Origin of the sequence: Faecalibacillus sp. MSK20_93, assembly GCF_020589945.1 — a bacterium.
GTDB classification, from domain to species: domain Bacteria; phylum Bacillota_I; class Bacilli_A; order Erysipelotrichales; family Coprobacillaceae; genus Faecalibacillus; species Faecalibacillus intestinalis.
Genome location: NZ_JAJDKA010000145.1, coordinates 1 through 828, shown reverse-complemented (window position 1 = coordinate 828; position 828 = coordinate 1). Strand labels below are relative to the sequence as shown.

The window sequence follows — 828 nt, the reverse complement described above, 5'->3', positions numbered from 1 at the left end:
TCATTCATCAGCGTGTGGTTCACTTCATGGAGAAATTCCGTGAACGTCAGCCACGCCGATTTTTTGATGTTCTTCAGATTGAGCTGTTCTTCCGTAACCATGAGCTTAAAGCCAAGAAAAAAGCGGTAGTCCACTTGATTGTCCCCAATCATAGATACTAACGCTTCGGTCTGTTCGTCTATCTTCTGATAGGCAACTTCCTTTAGTTTTCCCGTTACCAGTTTCTTTGACTGCTCCTGCATACTTCGTATGGAGCTTTCCGTGGCAATCTGCAAGGCATGAATTTTACCCTCACGGGACTGTGCGATAAGCTGGCGAAAGCTGTCATGCACGATAAATTTTTGCTCTGCGGATAAGAAAGAATAGTTGTACGGTATCAGCTCATAGTAAGCGAACACCTCATTGTCCTTGTTCCAGACAAGGTTATTGTCAATATATTTTATCGGGAACATAGTTCACACTCCTTACTGCCGTGATTGTTTCATTGAGTATCTGCTTATGCAGTTTTACGGCTTTTCCTGCATAAGTGATTTTTGGTCGCAGGGCATAGGTTATCTGTGATTTCAAAAAGCTGTACGGCTTCTTTCCGTCAAAGGTTTTCTGCGACATAAACCAAGTGAGAGCAACGGGAATACCGAAGTATTTGAGAAATGCTCCCTCAATCATGGAAAGTGGGGGAATATCCCCAAACAGAATGATGATAAATTCTGTAATCACAAACCATGTAATCTGCGTAAAGGTAACGGGAAAGGGCAAGTTAAAGTCATTGATTGCATACAAGACTTTTTCCACGTTCCAGATACCCGTATAAGATTTAATCTTTTTCAA

Annotated in this window: 1 protein-coding gene and 1 pseudogene; both read right to left on the bottom strand. The window is 41.8% G+C overall.

Features of this window, described 5'->3' with window-relative positions:
• Positions 1-452: pseudogene (locus LJD34_RS16050) on the bottom strand (ATP/GTP-binding protein); the annotation flags it as partial.
• A complete protein-coding gene (locus LJD34_RS16045) occupies positions 430-828 on the bottom strand; it encodes a conjugal transfer protein (protein ID WP_003061368.1) in 399 nt (132 codons plus the stop codon). The gene LJD34_RS16045 and the pseudogene LJD34_RS16050, both read right to left, overlap by 23 nt.